Origin of the sequence: Pseudomonas sp. F9001 (assembly GCF_013385435.1) — a bacterium.
Classification (GTDB): Bacteria; Pseudomonadota; Gammaproteobacteria; order Pseudomonadales; family Pseudomonadaceae; genus Aquipseudomonas.
Window position 1 is genome coordinate 1 of record NZ_JACAPX010000061.1, and the last position, 15,877, is coordinate 15,877.

14 protein-coding genes are annotated in these 15,877 nt (G+C 61.3%); 10 read left to right on the top strand and 4 right to left on the bottom strand.

The window, feature by feature from the left end:
- Window positions 1–217 precede the first annotated feature (217 nt).
- Window positions 218–973, top strand: coding sequence for an L-ornithine N(alpha)-acyltransferase (gene olsB / locus HX818_RS30670; protein ID WP_008431132.1), 756 nt, complete (start codon window positions 218–220; stop codon window positions 971–973).
- Complete coding sequence (locus HX818_RS30675; protein WP_003219789.1) at window positions 973–1,764, top strand: lysophospholipid acyltransferase family protein; 792 nt, start codon at window positions 973–975, stop codon at window positions 1,762–1,764. Before olsB ends, HX818_RS30675 begins: the two co-directional genes overlap by 1 nt.
- Window positions 1,765–1,873: 109 nt before the next feature.
- Here HX818_RS30675 and HX818_RS30680 read toward each other — a convergent pair whose 3' ends face one another.
- On the bottom strand, window positions 1,874–2,458 hold the full coding sequence (locus tag HX818_RS30680) for an ACP phosphodiesterase (RefSeq protein WP_177021338.1): 585 nt from the start codon (window positions 2,456–2,458) through the stop codon (window positions 1,874–1,876).
- Window positions 2,459–2,614: 156 nt separating this feature from the next.
- Between HX818_RS30680 and HX818_RS30685 the strand changes: the two genes are divergently transcribed.
- The 3 genes from HX818_RS30685 to HX818_RS30695 are packed head-to-tail and all read left to right on the top strand — an operon-like array spanning window position 2,615 to window position 5,191.
- Window positions 2,615–2,929: a helix-turn-helix transcriptional regulator gene (locus HX818_RS30685; protein WP_003219793.1), complete on the top strand. Its 315-nt coding sequence runs from the start codon at window positions 2,615–2,617 to the stop codon at window positions 2,927–2,929.
- Window positions 2,930–2,942: 13 nt separating this feature from the next.
- Window positions 2,943–4,109, top strand: coding sequence for an MFS transporter (locus HX818_RS30690; RefSeq protein ID WP_003219795.1), 1,167 nt, complete (start codon window positions 2,943–2,945; stop codon window positions 4,107–4,109).
- Window positions 4,110–4,135: 26 nt separating this feature from the next.
- Window positions 4,136–5,191, top strand: a complete 1,056-nt coding sequence (locus HX818_RS30695; protein WP_003219797.1) for an alkene reductase — start codon at window positions 4,136–4,138, stop codon at window positions 5,189–5,191.
- Between the two features lie 230 nt (window positions 5,192–5,421).
- Here HX818_RS30695 and HX818_RS30700 read toward each other — a convergent pair whose 3' ends face one another.
- Entirely contained in the window at window positions 5,422–6,054 is a 633-nt protein-coding gene (locus HX818_RS30700) for a TetR family transcriptional regulator (protein WP_003219798.1), read from the bottom strand.
- Window positions 6,055–6,340: 286 nt separating this feature from the next.
- Here HX818_RS30700 and HX818_RS30705 point away from each other — a divergent pair, with 286 nt between their 5' ends.
- The 5 genes from HX818_RS30705 to HX818_RS30725 all read left to right on the top strand — a co-directional run bounded on the left by HX818_RS30705 (window position 6,341) and on the right by HX818_RS30725 (window position 14,509).
- Window positions 6,341–7,489, top strand: coding sequence for an efflux RND transporter periplasmic adaptor subunit (locus tag HX818_RS30705; RefSeq protein ID WP_003219800.1), 1,149 nt, complete (start codon window positions 6,341–6,343; stop codon window positions 7,487–7,489).
- 3 nt (window positions 7,490–7,492) lie between these two features.
- The gene (locus HX818_RS30710) at window positions 7,493–10,654 is read left to right on the top strand and encodes an efflux RND transporter permease subunit (protein WP_177021339.1); all 3,162 of its coding nucleotides are present in this window, start codon (window positions 7,493–7,495) and stop codon (window positions 10,652–10,654) included.
- A complete protein-coding gene (gene adeC, locus HX818_RS30715) occupies window positions 10,651–12,108 on the top strand; it encodes an AdeC/AdeK/OprM family multidrug efflux complex outer membrane factor (protein ID WP_003219806.1) in 1,458 nt (485 codons plus the stop codon). The genes HX818_RS30710 and adeC overlap by 4 nt, the downstream gene beginning before the upstream one ends.
- A gap of 172 nt (window positions 12,109–12,280) precedes the next feature.
- Window positions 12,281–13,531, top strand: a complete 1,251-nt coding sequence (locus HX818_RS30720; protein ID WP_008431143.1) for an OprD family porin — start codon at window positions 12,281–12,283, stop codon at window positions 13,529–13,531.
- 78 nt (window positions 13,532–13,609) lie between these two features.
- The gene (locus tag HX818_RS30725) at window positions 13,610–14,509 is read left to right on the top strand and encodes a polysaccharide deacetylase family protein (protein ID WP_032898704.1); all 900 of its coding nucleotides are present in this window, start codon (window positions 13,610–13,612) and stop codon (window positions 14,507–14,509) included.
- Here the strand turns inward: HX818_RS30725 and pcaC are convergent.
- Together pcaC and pcaD are read right to left on the bottom strand one after the other, a co-directional pair.
- Window positions 14,506–14,898, bottom strand: a complete 393-nt coding sequence (gene pcaC / locus HX818_RS30730; RefSeq protein WP_008431145.1) for a 4-carboxymuconolactone decarboxylase — start codon at window positions 14,896–14,898, stop codon at window positions 14,506–14,508. The two genes, HX818_RS30725 and pcaC, sit on opposite strands and share 4 nt — an antisense overlap.
- Before the next feature lie 187 nt (window positions 14,899–15,085).
- Window positions 15,086–15,877, bottom strand: coding sequence for a 3-oxoadipate enol-lactonase (gene pcaD, locus HX818_RS30735; RefSeq protein WP_003219815.1), 792 nt, complete (start codon window positions 15,875–15,877; stop codon window positions 15,086–15,088).

Below are 15,877 nucleotides of genomic sequence, written 5' to 3' on the forward strand. Positions count from 1 at the left end.
GGGCGTTTGCCAAAAGTGACCCGCTGTAAGAGCGGAACCATAAGCCGCCGTTACCTAAATAACGGATATGTACTCAATCCCCCTGCAAACCACCACCAAGCCCCCTGTCATCTAAGCGTCACCGTAACTTCATGGAGATGACACCGGCCCTACATAGCCTGACATGGCACAAACAAGTCGACCGGCCGTAACCCTGGCCGGCACTCGGAGACTCGCCATGACTCAGATCGCCCGCATCAGCGACACCGGCAATGAACGCCGCCTGCAAGCCGAACGCCTGATCGGCGCCCAGGCTTTGCAGGAAGCCCAGGCCCTGCGGTTCAACGTGTTCAGCGGCGAATTCAACGCCAAGCTGAAAGGCGCTGAACTGGGCCTGGACATGGATGACTATGATGTTCACTGCAGCCACATCGGCGTGCGGGATTTGAACAGCGGTCGACTCGTCGCCACCACCCGTTTGCTCGACCACCAGGCCGCCACCACCCTGGGCCGCTTCTACAGCGAAGAAGAATTCAGCCTCCACGGCCTGCTGCACCTCAAAGGCCCCATCCTGGAAATCGGCCGCACCTGCGTCGACCCCGCCTACCGCAACGGCGGCACCATCGCCGTGTTGTGGGGCGAGCTGGCCGAAGTCCTCAACCAGGGCGGCTACAGCTACCTGATGGGCTGCGCAAGCATCCCTATGCACGACGGCGGCATTCAGGCCCACGCCATCATGCAGCGCCTGCGCGAACGCTACCTGTGCAACGAACACCTGCGGGCCGAGCCGAAAAAGCCGCTGCCGGCACTGGACCTGCCATCCAACGTCATCGCCGAAATGCCCCCCTTGCTCAAGGCCTACATGCGCCTGGGTGCAAAGATTTGCGGCGAACCCTGCTGGGACGAAGACTTCCAGGTCGCCGACGTGTTCATCCTGCTCAAGCGCGACGAACTGTGCCCGCGGTATGCCCGCCACTTCAAGGCAGCCATGTGATGAGCCGCCTTCGGGTGTACGGGCGAATTGCCCGCGTGCTGGTGGTGGTGGCCCTGGGTTTGACCATGGCCAGTGTGTTTGGCGTGTTTGAACGTCTGGGCGTGGCCAACTCGATGGTGCGCCGGCAGCGCTGGTCGCGTTTTTTCATGGCACGGCTGACCAACGCCCTGCCCTTTCGCGTGACTGTTCACGGTGAGTTGCCGCAACAGTCGATGCTGTGGGTCAGCAACCACGTATCGTGGACCGATATCCCGCTGCTGGGGATGGTGGCGCCGATGTCGTTCCTGTCCAAGGCCGAGGTGCGCACCTGGCCGGTGGCGGGCTGGTTGGCCGCCAAGGCAGGCAGCCTGTTCATCCGCCGAGGTTCGGGGGACAGCCAGTTGATTCGCAAACAGATGACGCGTCATCTGGAACAACAACACCCGCTGTTGATGTTCCCGGAAGGCACCACCACCGACGGCCGCGCCCTGCGTACGTTCCACGGGCGGTTACTGGCCAGTGCGATTGATGCCGATGTGTCGCTGCAACCGGTGGCGATTCGTTATCTGCGCGATGGCCACATCGACCCGCTGGCACCGTTTATTGGCGACGATGATTTGCTCTCGCACTTGATGCGTTTGTTCGGCAATGACCAGGGCGACGTGGAAATCCATCTGCTCAAGCCGATTGCCTGCGCCGGGCAGGAACGTGCGGCGCTGGCGTTCCAGGCGCAGCAGGCGGTGCAGAAGGCGTTGTTTGGCCCCCTTCCAGAAGCTGAGCAAATGCCAGCGCGGCCAGCATTCGCGGCCTGAAGCGAGCACGGTGAAAAATGTGGGAGCGGGCTTGCTCGCGAAGGCGGTGCATCAGTCAGCAGATTCATTAGCTGACCCACCGCTTTCGCGAGCAAGCCCGCTCCCACATTTATAGTTGTATTGCCAACTGGCTATTTGAGAACCGCTGCAATTCTGGGTAAAACACCCGAAAATCCTCGCTCAACGGCTCGTACAGCGCTCGTAATTCCTGCATGGCATGGCCCAGTTCTTCGGGCCGTGTCAGGCGTCGGCCAATTCCTTGAAGTACCTGTTCCATCACCGCAAATTCGCGGTACGAACCCAGCCAGTCATCCGCCGCCATGTACGGCGCAATCTGCGCCAGCCGCCCCGGCAACGCCGGTTCTTCGGCGAGCACCCGGTAAACCTCAGAGGTAAATCGCTCCAGCGGCTGATCGGCATATAACGCCCAGTCCCGCGCCAGGCAGTGGTCGAAAAACACATCGAGGACAATCCCGGCATAGCGGCGCCGGGTCAGGGTGAAGCGCGACAGCGCCTGCCCGATCAGCGGATGACTGTCGGTGTAGCGATCGATTGAGCGATGCAACTGAATCGCCGACTCGATTTGCGGGCTGAATTGGCCTTGCAGGCGACCTTTAACAAAGTCGCCATACAGGCTGCCAAGCAATTGAGCAGGAAGTTGGCCGCCGAGGTGCAGATGTGCGAGATAATTCATGGCGCGCAGTCTAGCACTGCCGTCAACGTATCGTTATAACCCGATATACCGATTCAATCTGGTTTAAGACCAAAATCATATTGGTATATCGGGATACAACGATTTAAAGTTCGCCTCATCGCGATATAACGTTTTACAAAACCGAGCATCACTGCCATGTCCATCGACCTCGACGAAATAATAAAAGCCCTGGCGCACCCAGTACGGCGAGACATCCTCAACTGGCTGAAAGACCCGAAAGTGCAATTCCCCGAGCAGTTGCACAACCACGAATACGGCATTTGCGCCGGGCAGATCGACCAGCGCTGCGGGCTGTCTCAGTCCACCGTGTCGGCGCACCTGGCGAACCTGCAACGGGCGGGGCTGATCAGCAGCCAGAAGGCCGGCCAATGGCACTTTTTCAAACGCAATGAGGACGTGATCCAAGCCTTCCTCAAAGCGCTCACCGAAGAACTCAGCGCACCGCTGTAACAAGGACCCATCAATGCCTCTCTCGCTACTCATCCTGGCCTTAAGCGCCTTCGCCATCGGTACCACCGAGTTCGTCATCATGGGCCTGTTGCCCGATGTGGCGGCCGACCTCGGTGTATCGATTCCCGGCGCCGGCTGGCTGGTGACCGGCTACGCCCTGGGCGTGGCCATCGGTGCCCCCTTCATGGCACTGGCCACCGCCAAGCTGCCGCGCAAGGCCGCCCTGGTAGCGTTGATGGGCATCTTTATCATCGGCAACCTGCTCTGCGCCCTGGCCAGCGACTACAACGTGCTGATGTTTGCCCGTGTGGTCACCGCGCTGTGCCACGGTGCGTTCTTCGGTATCGGTTCGGTGGTCGCCGCCAACCTGGTGCCGGCCAACAAGCGTGCTTCGGCCGTGGCGCTGATGTTCACCGGACTGACCCTGGCCAACGTGCTCGGCGTACCGCTGGGCACCGCGCTGGGTCAGGAAGCCGGCTGGCGCTCGACCTTCTGGGCCGTGACGGTGATTGGGGTGATCGCCCTGATCGGCCTGATCCGCTTCCTGCCGGCCAAGCGTGACGAGGAAAAACTCGACATGCGCGCCGAGCTCAGAGCACTCAAAGGCGCCGGCATCTGGCTGTCGCTGAGCATGACCGCGCTGTTCGCTGCGTCGATGTTCACCCTCTTCACCTACGTCGCGCCGCTGCTGGGGGACGTCACCGGTGTTTCGCCCAAAGGCGTGACCTGGACCCTGCTGCTGATCGGCCTGGGCCTGACCGTCGGCAACATCATCGGCGGCAAGCTGGCAGACAAGCGCCTGGCTGCCACCCTGATCGGCGTGTTCATCAGCATGGCAGTGGTGTCCACCGTCCTGACCTGGACCAGCGTCGCCGTGATCCCGACTGAAATCACCCTGTTCCTCTGGGCAACCGCCTCGTTTGCCGCCGTACCGGCACTGCAAATCAACGTGGTGACCTTCGGCAAGGCCGCACCGAACCTGGTGTCCACCTTGAACATCGGCGCCTTCAACATCGGCAACGCCCTCGGCGCCTGGGTGGGCGGCAGCGTGATTGCCCACGGCTTCGGCCTGACCAGCGTGCCCCTGGCCGCTGCTGCACTGGCCGTGCTCGCGCTGCTGGTGACCCTGATTACTTTCCGTCAGACCGGCGATGCCGACCTGGCCCCCGCGACTAACTGATCAACTAAAGAGAAGGGTGTTATCCCATGACGACTATTTTCGATCCGATCAAACTGGGCGACCTGGAACTGTCGAACCGCATCATCATGGCGCCGCTGACCCGCTGCCGTGCCGACGCCGGTCGCGTGCCCAATGCGCTGATGGCTGAGTACTACGTCCAACGCGCTTCCGCCGGGCTGATCCTCAGCGAAGCCACCTCCGTAACGCCAATGGGCGTGGGTTACCCGGATACCCCGGGCATCTGGTCCAACGACCAGGTTCGCGGCTGGGCCAATGTGACCAAGGCCGTGCACGGTGCAGGCGGCAAGATCTTCCTGCAACTGTGGCACGTGGGCCGGATCTCCCACGAGTCGTACCTGGACGGCGAAGCACCGGTTGCCCCAAGCGCCATCGCAGCCAAGGGCCACGTCAGCCTGGTGCGTCCACTGGCCGACTACCCTACCCCGCGCGCCCTGGAAGTCGCTGAAATCGCCGATATCGTCGACGCCTACCGCGTAGGTGCCGAGAATGCCAAGGCCGCCGGTTTTGACGGCGTGGAAGTCCACGGTGCGAACGGCTACCTGCTCGACCAGTTCCTGCAAAGCAGCACCAACCAGCGCACCGACAACTACGGCGGCTCCCTGGAAAACCGCGCACGCTTGCTGCTCGAAGTCACTGACGCCGTGATTGAAGTCTGGGGCGCCGGTCGCGTCGGTGTGCACCTGGCACCACGCGCCGACGCACACGACATGGGCGACGCCAACCTGTCGGAAACCTTCACCTACGTCGCCAAAGAGCTGGGCAAGCGTGGCATCGCGTTCATCTGCTCCCGTGAAAAGGAAGCGGGCGACAGCCTCGGCCCACAACTGAAAGCCGCCTTCGGTGGCCCGTACATCGCCAACGAACGCTTCACCAAGGACAGCGCCAACGCGTGGCTGGCTTCGGGCAAGGCTGACGCCGTGGCATTCGGCGTGCCGTTCATCGCCAACCCGGACCTGCCGGCTCGCCTGAAGGCCGATGCACCGCTGAACGAAGCACATCCAGAGACTTTCTACGCCAAAGGCCCGGTCGGCTACATCGACTACCCGACCCTGGCACTCTGATCTGCTGAAACGAAAAAGCCCCGGCTTGCGAGAGCCGGGGCTTTTTTATGGGCCGCAGGAAACACTCCTTCACAGCCTTGCAACAATATTGCTACAAAATACTTAGCCAACTACCTATCAACCGCCCGCCAGCCCGTATATAACGTCACCCCACAAAATCAGGGAAAAGCCTGATTGACCACCCCCGGTGTTTATTGTTGACACAACTGGTCGCAATTACGCATTTTGTCTTAATTGCGCAGGCCAGGGCTCAAGCGCAGCATGTCCAACGCGATATCGACCCAGCGCTCTGCGTCCTGGGCCAACTGGAAACTGTCGGGCACCAGCAGCCACTGGCCGAGAATTCCGTCGATATAGGCGTGCATGCACACCGCGGCACGTACGGTGTCGAGATTCTCCGGAAGCTGCCCGCGATGGACCGCGTTACGCAAGGTCAGCCCGATGCGCAGGTTGCATTCGAGGCTGGCGGTCTGGCGCTGACGGCGCAGATCACACATTTCATCGGTGAATTCGCACTTATGAAACAAAATCTCATTGATGCGCCGGGTCTTCGGGTCCAGGGCCACTTGATGGAACAGATGAATCAGCAGCTTGCGCATGCAACCCAGCGGATCGACCTCGTCCTCGCTCTCACTGGCCCTGGCCAATTCATCCAGCGGCTCGTGCAGCGTATCGAGCATCGCCTGCACCAGGTCGGCCTTGTTGCTGAAATGCCAGTAGATGGCACCACGTGTCACGCCTGCCAGCGCGGCAATATCCGCCAGCGTGGTACGCGCAACCCCGCGCTCGTAGAAGGCCTGCTCGGCCGCTTCAAGAATCTGGCTGCGCGTTTCCTGAGCTTCCTCTTTGGTACGACGAACCATGGCAGTAAAACCTCAATCAGGAGACTTGGGGTGATCGGTAACGCAGACTCAACCGCTGCTAACGACCATCTGAATAATTGTGGGACGACGCCGTCAAGGGCGCCGAACGTACTAGAATCGAGGCTTTGGACGCTGCTTTGTCAACATTCCGCGAAGCCTGTCAAGAGTTTACAAACAACCATGAACGTAAGTATATTGCGTAGCAAGCTACTTATCCACTCAGTGCCTGTTTTTTACCCTTCCACACTTCTTGTGCGCACTCTGCGCGCCTGACCCGAGGATCTTCATGCAACTTAAGCCAGCTGTTACCGCCCTGGTTACTGCCGTCGCCCTGGCATCGCTGCTCAGCGGATGTAAAAAGGAAGAAGCGGCTCCGCCCGCTCAAACTCCTCAGGTCGGCGTGGTCACTATTCAACCTCAAGCCTTTACCCTGACATCCGAGCTGCCAGGCCGCACCACGGCCTACCGCATTGCCGAGGTTCGCCCTCAGGTCAACGGCATCATTCTCAAGCGTCTGTTCAAGGAAGGGGGCGACGTCAAGGAAGGCCAGCAGCTCTATCAGATCGATCCGTCGGTGTATGACGCCTCGCTGAAAAGCGCCCAGGCCAACCTCGCCCAGACCAAGTCGATTGCCGATCGCTACAAGCAGTTGGTCGATGAGCAGGCCGTCAGCCGCCAGGAATACGACACCGCCGTGTCCAACCGCATGACCTCTGAAGCCAACGTGCAAACGGCCCAGATCAACGTGCGCTACACCAAGGTGTTTGCCCCGATCTCCGGGCGTATCGGTCGCTCTTCGGTCACCGAAGGCGCGCTGGTCAGCAACGGCCAGACCGACGCCATGGCAGTGATCCAGCAACTGGACCCGATCTACGTCGACGTCACGCAGTCCTCCGCCGAGATGCTGAAACTGCGTCGCGACCTGGAAAGCGGCCAACTGGAAAAAGCCGGCGAAAACGCGGCCAAGGTCAAGCTGACCCTGGAAGACGGCACCGCCTACGGCGTGGAAGGCAAGCTGGAATTCTCCGAAGTCTCGGTCGACGAAACCACCGGTTCCGTGACCCTGCGGGCCGTGTTCCCGAACCCTGACCACACCCTACTGCCGGGCATGTTCGTCCACGCGCAGTTGCAAGCCGGTGTGAACAGCAAGGCCATCCTGGCACCACAGCAAGGCGTGACCCGCGACCTGAAGGGCATCCCGACCGCGCTGGTGGTGAACAAGGACAACAAGGTCGAGCAACGTGTACTGGTGGCCAACCGCACTACCGGCGCCTACTGGCTGGTGGAAAAAGGCCTGAACGCCGGTGACCGTGTGATCACCGAAGGCCTGCAATTCATCAAGCCGGGCATCGAAGTCAAGGTCAAGGACGCTGATAACGCCAAACCCGCCGGTTCCGCTGCTGCTCCTGCTGCCGCTGCTGGTCAAGGGGAGTAATTCATGTCGAAATTTTTTATCGACCGTCCCATTTTCGCCTGGGTAATTGCCCTGGTGATCATGCTGGTCGGGGCACTGTCGATCCTGAAGTTGCCCATCAACCAGTACCCGGCCATCGCGCCAACCGCCATTGATATCCAGGTGACCTACCCGGGCGCGTCTGCACAAACCGTGCAGGACACCGTGGTGCAGGTGATCGAACAACAGCTCAACGGTATCGACAACCTGCGTTATGTCGCCTCGGACAGTAACTCCGACGGCAGCATGACCATCACCGCGACGTTCAACCAGGGTACCAACCCGGACATCGCCCAGGTTCAGGTACAGAACAAGCTCAACCTGGCGACCCCGCTGCTGCCACAAGAAGTACAGCAGCAGGGTATCCGCGTTACCAAGTCGGTGAAGAACTTCCTGATGGTGATCGGTCTGGTGTCGGAAGACGGCAGCATGACCAAGGATGACCTTTCCAACTACATCGTTTCCAACATCCAGGACCCGATTTCCCGGACCGCCGGTGTGGGCGACTTCCAGGTGTTCGGTTCCCAGTACGCCATGCGTATCTGGCTCGACCCGGCCAAGCTGAACAACTACCAGCTGACGCCAGTGGATGTCAGCAACGCCATCCAGGCGCAGAACGTCCAGGTGGCCACCGGCCAACTCGGCGGCCTGCCTGCCCTGCCCGGCACTCAGTTGAACGCCACCATCATCGGCAAGACGCGTCTGCAAACCACTGAAGCGTTCGGCAATATCCTGATGAAGGTCAATACCGACGGTTCCCAGGTTCGCCTGGGTGACGTTTCGCGTATCGAACTGGGCGGCCAGAACTACAGCATCAGCGCACAGTTCAACGGCAAGCCGGCTTCCGGTATGGCGATCAAGCTGGCAGCCGGTGCCAACGCACTGGACACCGCCAAGGCGATTCGCGAGACGGTTGCGTCCCTCGAACCGTTCTTCCCGCCTGGCATGAAGGCTGTGGTGCCGTATGACACCACGCCGGTTGTGACCGAATCGATCTCCGGTGTGGTTCACACCCTGGTCGAAGCGATCGTGCTGGTGTTCCTGGTGATGTTCCTGTTCCTGCAGAACTTCCGCGCCACCATCATCACCACCATGACCGTACCGGTGGTATTGCTGGGTACCTTCGGGATCCTCGCTGCGTTCGGCTTCACCATCAACACCCTGACCATGTTCGGCATGATCCTGGCCATCGGCTTGCTGGTGGACGATGCCATCGTTGTGGTGGAGAACGTCGAGCGGGTAATGGCCGAGGAGCACTTGTCGCCCAAGGAGGCGACGGTCAAGTCCATGGGCCAGATCCAGGGGGCCCTGGTGGGTATCGCCCTGGTGCTGTCGGCGGTATTGCTGCCAATGGCGTTCTTCGGTGGTTCCACCGGTGTGATCTACCGCCAGTTCTCCATCACTATCGTTTCGGCGATGGCGCTGTCGGTACTGGTTGCCCTGGTCTTCACCCCGGCCTTGTGCGCCACCATGCTCAAGCCGATTGACCCGGAAAAACACGGCCAACCCAAGCGCGGCTTCTTCGGCTGGTTCAACCGTACCTTCGACCGTGGCGTACTGAGCTACGAGCGCGGCGTCGGTAACATGATCAAGCACAAGTTCCCGGCGTTCGTGGTCTATGCCCTGATCCTTGCCGGCATGATCTGGATGTTCACCCGCATTCCAAGCGCGTTCCTCCCAGAGGAAGACCAGGGCGTGATCTTTGCCCAGGTACAAACGCCGGTGGGTTCTTCGGCTGAACGTACGCAGAAAGTCATCGACGATATGCGCGCCTACCTGTTGAACGACAAGGAAGGCGAGCCAGGCGAAGGCAAGGCTGTCAAATCGGTGTTTACCGTGAACGGCTTCAACTTCGCCGGTCGTGGCCAGAGCTCGGGCCTCGCGTTCGTGATGCTCAAGCCGTGGGACGAGCGTGACTCGAGCCAGTCGGTATTTGAGGTTGCCAAGCGTGCCCAGGGTTACTTCTTCGGGGCCTTCAAGGACGCCATGGTATTTGCCGTGGTGCCACCTTCGGTACTCGAACTGGGTAACGCCACCGGTTTCGACGTGTTCCTGCAAGACCAGGGCGGCGTCGGCCACCAGAAGCTGATGGATGCGCGTAACCAGTTCCTGGGTGCCGCGGCACAAAGCAAGATCCTGGCGGGCGTGCGCCCCAACGGCGTGAACGATGAGCCGCAGTACGAGCTGACCGTTGACGACGAGAAGGCCAGTGCCCAGGGCATCAGCCTGGCAGACATCCAGCAGACCCTGGCAATCGCCTTGGGTGGCAGCTACATCAACGACTTCATCGACCGTGGTCGTGTGAAGAAGGTGTATGTACAGGGTGACGCCGCCAGCCGGATGTCTCCGGAAGACCTGAGCAAATGGTACGTGCGCAGCACGTCCGGGAAGATGGTGCCGCTGTCGGCCATCTCTTCGGGCAAGTGGATCTTCGGTTCGCCGAAACTCTCGCGCTATAACGGTGTAGCGGCGATGGAAATCCTCGGTACCCCGGCACCTGGCTACAGTACCGGTGATGCGATGGCGGAAGTCGAACGCATTGCCAAGGACCTGCCGGCTGGCGTTGGTTACTCCTGGACCGGCCTGTCGTACGAAGAACGTCTGTCCGGCTCCCAGGCACCTGCGCTGTACGCCCTGTCGCTGCTGGTGGTGTTCCTCTGCCTCGCGGCACTGTACGAAAGCTGGTCGATCCCGATTGCGGTGATTCTGGTTGTACCGCTGGGTGTGATCGGTGCGTTGATCGCCACCAGCCTGCGGGGACTGTCCAACGACGTGTTCTTCCAGGTGGGCCTGTTGGTGACGGTGGGCCTGGCAGCGAAAAACGCCATCCTGATCGTGGAGTTCGCCAAGGAGCTCCACGAGCAGGGCAAAGGCATTGTCGAGTCGGCCATCGAGGCATCCCGCATGCGTCTGCGACCGATCATCATGACGTCCATGGCGTTCATGCTCGGCGTACTGCCCCTGGCAATTTCCACCGGTGCCGGCTCAGGTAGCCAGCACGCCATCGGTACGGGCGTAATTGGCGGTATGATCACCGCCACGGTCCTCGCGATCTTCTGGGTACCCCTGTTCTTCGCAACCGTGTCCTCCGCTGGCGAGCGTAAAAAGACTGAACCCAAGCAAACTCCTAAAGAGGCTGGCCAATGAGCAAGTCGCTACTTTCCTTAGCTGTCACGGCATTCGTGCTCAGTGGCTGCTCGCTGATCCCGGACTACCAGCGCCCTGAAGCGCCGGTAGCCGCGCAGTTCCCGCAGGGGCCGGCGTATTCGTCGGCCCAGGCGCCGGGCCAGGCGGCTGCCGAGCAGGGCTGGAAGCAGTTTTTCCATGACCCTGCCCTGCAACAGCTGATCCAGACCGCCCTGGTGAACAACCGCGACCTGCGTGTCGCGGCCCTGAACATCGATGCGTATGCCGCGCAGTACCAGATCCAGCGCGCCGACCTGTTCCCGGCGGTTTCGGCCACGGGCAGCGGCAGCCGTACGCGCACCCCGGCCAAGCTGTCGCAGACCGGCGAAGCGGGCATCACCAGCCAATACTCGGCGGGCCTCGGGATCAGTTCTTATGAGCTGGACCTGTTCGGCCGCGTACGCAGCCTGAGCGAACAAGCGCTGCAACAATACTTCGCGACCGAAGAAGCGCGTCGCACCACCCAGATCAGCCTGGTGGCCAGCGTGGCCAACGCCTACCTGACCTGGCAGGCCGACAAGGAGCTGCTCAAGCTCACCCAGGACACCCTGGGCGCGTACGAGCAGAGCTTCAAACTGACCTCGCGCAGCAATGAAGTCGGCGTGGCTTCGGCCCTGGACCTGAGCCAGGCCCGTACCTCGGTGGAAAACGCCCGGGTTGCACTGGCGCGTTATACCCGCCAGGTGGCCCAGGACGAAAACAACCTGACCCTGCTGCTGGGTACCGGCCTGCCGGCGAACATCGTCAGCCGGCCATTGGCTGATGACCTGTTGAGCGAAGTACCGGCCGGCCTGCCATCGGACCTGCTGCAACGTCGTCCCGACATCCTGCAGGCCGAGTACAACCTCAAGGCGGCCAACGCCAACATCGGTGCGGCACGCGCTGCGTTCTTCCCGAGCATCACCCTGACCGCCAGCGCCGGCACCGCGAGCCCGACCCTGGGCGGCCTGTTCAAGGGCGGTTCGGGTACCTGGTCGTTTGCACCGCAGATCAACATCCCGATCTTCAACGCCGGCAGCCTGCGCGCCAGCCTGGATTACTCGAAAATCCAGAAAGAGATCAACGTCGCCAACTACGAGAAAGCCATCCAGACCGGCTTCCAGGAAGTCTCCGACGGCCTCGCCGCCCGCGAGACCTACAAGCAGCAACTGGACGCCCAACGTGGCTTCGTCGCGGCCAACCAGGATTACTACCGCCTGGCCGAGCGTCGCTACCGTATTGGTGTCGACAGCAACCTGACGTTCCTCGACGCCCAGCGCCAACTGTTCAGTGCCCAGCAATCGCTGATCACCGACCGCCTGGCGCAGCTCAATAGCGAGGTCAACCTGTACAAGGCCCTCGGTGGTGGCTGGAACGAACAGACCGCGAAGAACGAACCGTTGAAAGAAGAAGCACCGCCCTTGAAGTTGTTCTGATAGTGGCGCAGTAAACAAAAACCGCTTCCCGCCCAGGAAGCGGTTTTTTTACGCCCATGACTTTGCGTTCGATCATCGCCCACAACCCGCTCTCCCCCACTTTCATCGCCCCCGCACCGCCCCGCACCATGGCCGCCACCTGCATAACCCCAATAACAACAGGTCTGACACCATGAGCACTTTCGACCCGCGCCGGCTTTTGCTGGCAACCGCTGTCGCCAGCATTGCCCTCCCCGTTGTCGCTGAAGAACACGGCTTCCTGGAAGACGCCAGCGCCAACCTAAACCTGCGTAATTTCTTCTTCAACCGCAACTACACCAACCCCAGCAAGACCCAGGGCGGCGCACAGGAGTGGACGCAAAGTTTCATCCTCGACGCCAAATCCGGCTTCACCCAGGGCACCGTCGGTTTCGGCGTGGATGTACTGGGCCTGTACTCATTGAAGCTCGATGGCGGACGCGGCACGGGTGGCACCCAGCTGTTGCCGCTGGACCACGATGGCCGCCCGGCGGATGAATTCGGGCGTCTGGGCGTGGCGTTCAAGGCACGGGTTTCAAAGACAGAAGTGAAAGTCGGCGAATGGATGCCGGTGCTGCCGATCCTGCGTTCGGACGATGGCCGCTCGCTCCCGCAAACCCTGCGCGGCGGGCAAATCACCTCCAAGGAAATCGACGGCCTGACCCTGTACGGCGGCCAGTTCCGCGCCAACAGCCCACGGGACGACAGCAGCATGACCGACATGTCCATGTTCGGGAAAACCGCGTTCACCTCCGACCGCTTCAACTTCCAGGGCGGCGAATATGCCTTCAACGACAAACGCACCCAGATCGGTGTGTGGAACGCCCAACTCAAGGACATCTACAGCCAGCAATACCTCAACCTGATCCACAGCCAACCGGTGGGCGACTGGACCCTGGGCGCCAACCTCGGGTTCTTCTATGGCAAGGACGACGGCAGCGCCCGCGCCGGTGACCTCGACAACAAGACCTGGTCCGGACTGTTCTCGGCCCGATACGGCGGCAACACGTTCTACGTCGGCCTGCAAAAACTCACCGGCAACAGCGCCTGGATGCGCGTCAACGGCACCAGCGGCGGCACCCTGGCCAACGACAGCTACAACGCCAGCTACGACAACGCCCAGGAAAAATCCTGGCAGGTACGCCATGACTATAACTTCGCCGCCCTGGGTATTCCGGGCCTCACGCTGATGAACCGCTACATCAGTGGCAGCAACGTACACAGCGGCACGGTGACCGATGGCAAGGAATGGGGACGGGAAAGTGAAGTGGCCTACGTGGTGCAGAGCGGAGCGCTGAAGAATCTCAATGTGCGCTGGCGTAACTCCAGCATGCGCCGGGACTACAACAACAACGAGTTTGATGAAAACCGGTTGATCGTCAGTTACCCGATAAGCCTGCTGTAAAGCCTCGACAGTCTTGTTGTATGGTGCGCGCGTGTCATGGATGACCCGCCCCAGCAGCCAATGTCATTCGAGTCCGCCATGAAACACTTCGCCACCGTATCGGCCGCACTAGCCCTGGCCCTGAGCCTCAGCGGTTGCATCGGCCCGCCTCTGGCGCTGACACCGCAAACCGAACAACGCCTGAAAACCGAGGCGCCGATCCGTTTTTTGCTGACCTTCGATGACGGCCCCAGCGCCTCGGGCTTCATGAACCCCAGCCGTTCGGTGATGGCGGACCTGGCGAACAACCCGATACAGCCGGGGATCAAGGCGGTGTTCTTCCTGCAGACCGAGGCGCCCCGCTCCGGCGGCAACCCCCGGGGCTACAAGACCATGGAGCGTGAATACGCGGCCGGCCATATCCTGGGCTTCCACACCGCGACCCCGTGGCACAGCAACCATCGCTTGCAGAATCCGGCTGAACTGGAGCACTACCTCAGCCTGGGTTCGTCGACCCTCACCGCCATCACCGGCCAACCGCCCACACTGGTACGCCCGCCGTTCTGGAACTACGACAAGCGCACCTTCGCCGCCTATCAGCAACACGGCATGCATGTGTTGCTGACCGACCTGAGTGCAAACGATGGGGTGATCTGGGTGTTCAACGGCAGCCCGCGTCGACGGGAAAACCTGATACGCCAACTCTCGGTGGTGCGTGAGCGCATCGCCAAAGGCGAATTACCGACGGTGGACGGCGTGATCCCGGTGGTGGTGACCTTCCACGATATCAACCGCTACACCGCCTGGCACTTGAAGGAATACCTGCAAATCCTGCTGGACAGCGCCCATATCAATGGCGTGCCCCTCGCCACACAGCCTTTCTACACCGACCGGGCAACCTTGCAGCGAGCCGCCATGGCCCGCACGGTAAAAAGCGCCGACGAAGTGGTGCACCTGCCAGGTGTGTGGAATTGGGTGTGGGACGCTGACTCGCACTAGACGCGCGACTCTACCCCCAACTCATCCCACACCGACTCGGCCAAGTGAAACGTCGCATTCGCCGCCGGGATCCCGCAATAGATCGCGCTCTGCATCAGCACTTCCTTGATCTCGGCGCGGGTCACACCGTTGCTCGCGGCGGCTCGCAGGTGCAGCTTCAGCTCTTCGCTGCGGTTCATGCCGATGAGCATGGCGATGGTGATCAGGCTGCGGGTATGCCGCGGCAGCCCCGGGCGGGTCCAGATATCACCCCAGGCGTGGCGGGTTATCATTTCCTGGAACTCGCTGTTGAACTCGGTCAGGGCGTTGAGGCTGCGGTCGACGTGGGCGTCGCCCAGCACTTCGCGGCGCACTTGCAGGCCTTCGGCATAACGTTGTTTCTCGTCCACAAAACGCTCCTCATGCAACGGTGACGACAGGCACATACCTGTGGCGAGGGAGCTTGCTCCCGTTGGGTCGCGCAGCGGCCCCAGTGAGGCCGCTGCAGGGTTTTACAAATAGTTGGGTTGCGGCTGCTCAGGGGCTGCTACGCAGCCCAACGGGAGCAAGCTCCCTCGCCACAGGGTTCAGCGATACTCAGCGCGATAGCAGAAATTCCAGCACACGGTCGCTGAACGCCGCACCGGCTTGCACGTTGGACAAGTGCGCGGCATAGAACTCGGCATACTCGGCGCCCTGCACATGCGCCTGGATAAAGTGCCCACCCGCCGGCGGCGTCACCGCATCTTCGCTGCCTGCGATCACCAGGGTCGGCACCTTGATCGACGCCAGTTGCTCGCGGAAATCCGCGTCGCGCACGGCCGCGCAGTTTGCGGCATAACCCTGGGGATCAGTCGCCGCCAGCATATCGGTGATCAGCTTGGCCTGGTCAGGATGAGCCTCGGCGAAGTCGGCGGTGAACCAGCGGGCAATTGACGCATCACGCAGGGCAACCATCGCGGCCGCACCGTCGCGCAGGACCATCTCGATCCGCGGGTTCCAGATCTCGGGCGTGCCGATCTTCGCGGCGGTGTTGCACACCACCAGCCGGCGCAAACGCTCACCCGCGTTGATCCCCAGCCACTGGCCGATCAGGCCGCCCATGGACAACCCGCAGAAATGCGCGCGCTCGATCTGCAACGCATCCAGCAGCGCCAACACGTCACGGCCCAACTGCTCGATGCTGTAGGGACCTTCGGTGACCAGCGACTTGCCATGGCCGCGGGTGTCGAAACGCAGCACCCGGAAGTACTGGGTGAACGCCTCGATCTGGATGTCCCACATATGCAGGTCGGTGCCCAGGGAGTTGGACAGCACCAGTACCGGTGCATCTTCGGGGCCATCGAGTTGGTAGTTCAGTTCGCCATCGGCGAGTTGTACAAATCCCAC

What these genes read in the sequence shown, in the direction of transcription:
- HX818_RS30700 (WP_003219798.1), bottom strand. Translation starts at nt 6,054, where the DNA reads ATGGTTCGTCGTACCAAAGAGGAAGCTCAGGAAACGCGCAGCCAGATT.
- HX818_RS30680 (WP_177021338.1), bottom strand. Translation starts at nt 2,458, where the DNA reads ATGAATTATCTCGCACATCTGCACCTCGGCGGCCAACTTCCTGCTCAA.
- HX818_RS30725 (WP_032898704.1), top strand. Translation starts at nt 13,610, where the DNA reads ATGAAACACTTCGCCACCGTATCGGCCGCACTAGCCCTGGCCCTGAGC.
- HX818_RS30675 (WP_003219789.1), top strand. Translation starts at nt 973, where the DNA reads ATGAGCCGCCTTCGGGTGTACGGGCGAATTGCCCGCGTGCTGGTGGTG.
- HX818_RS30685 (WP_003219793.1), top strand. Translation starts at nt 2,615, where the DNA reads ATGTCCATCGACCTCGACGAAATAATAAAAGCCCTGGCGCACCCAGTA.
- HX818_RS30705 (WP_003219800.1), top strand. Translation starts at nt 6,341, where the DNA reads ATGCAACTTAAGCCAGCTGTTACCGCCCTGGTTACTGCCGTCGCCCTG.
- olsB (WP_008431132.1), top strand. Translation starts at nt 218, where the DNA reads ATGACTCAGATCGCCCGCATCAGCGACACCGGCAATGAACGCCGCCTG.
- HX818_RS30690 (WP_003219795.1), top strand. Translation starts at nt 2,943, where the DNA reads ATGCCTCTCTCGCTACTCATCCTGGCCTTAAGCGCCTTCGCCATCGGT.
- adeC (WP_003219806.1), top strand. Translation starts at nt 10,651, where the DNA reads ATGAGCAAGTCGCTACTTTCCTTAGCTGTCACGGCATTCGTGCTCAGT.
- HX818_RS30695 (WP_003219797.1), top strand. Translation starts at nt 4,136, where the DNA reads ATGACGACTATTTTCGATCCGATCAAACTGGGCGACCTGGAACTGTCG.
- HX818_RS30710 (WP_177021339.1), top strand. Translation starts at nt 7,493, where the DNA reads ATGTCGAAATTTTTTATCGACCGTCCCATTTTCGCCTGGGTAATTGCC.
- HX818_RS30720 (WP_008431143.1), top strand. Translation starts at nt 12,281, where the DNA reads ATGAGCACTTTCGACCCGCGCCGGCTTTTGCTGGCAACCGCTGTCGCC.